The following is a 487-nucleotide window of genomic DNA, read 5'->3' as shown; positions in this document are numbered from 1 at the left end:
TACAGTCTGATGACTTAGGCCGTTTCAAGATGGGCGTTTTTCGGTTCGGGTAGCTAATCCGAACCTGTAAGCCGTCTAAATAAAAGAGCTTACAGCTTCGGATAGTTATCCTAGTATTCAAAGTAGCGGGCGTTCCCGCACCCCGTTGATATTTATTTAACCGTTGATTCCGCTTAGGCTACATCAACAATTAAATAAATATCTCTTAACTGCCGACCTTTGCACCGTTTTGGAAGCCTGTTTTTTCGCCTGCTTCAACATAACCGTCATACATCAGGTTTTGAGGGCTTTTACCGCCCATTGTAAGCACTTGTCCATTTTCAGGCGTGTAGGCTGTCTGCGGTGCTGTTTGTGGCTGTTGTACGGTGTGCTGTTCGTCTTTATATGGGTTAAACGGCAAACCGTTTTTGACGTAGTCTTTGCACATTGTTTTTGTGATTTCTTTCAGCGGTGTACCTTGGTCACTGTAACAAGTACAGCCACTATT

The 487-nt window shown here is 44.1% G+C and carries 1 pseudogene; it reads right to left on the bottom strand.

Going from position 1 to position 487, the window contains the following annotated elements:
- Window positions 1–205: 205 nt before the first annotated feature.
- Window positions 206–487: pseudogene (locus ACTHSP_RS21730) on the bottom strand (zonular occludens toxin family protein); the annotation flags it as partial.

The organism is Neisseria sp. P0001.S005 (assembly GCF_051963715.1).
Note: the sequence above shows the minus strand (reverse complement) of the source record. Positions and strands in the feature narration are given on the sequence as shown.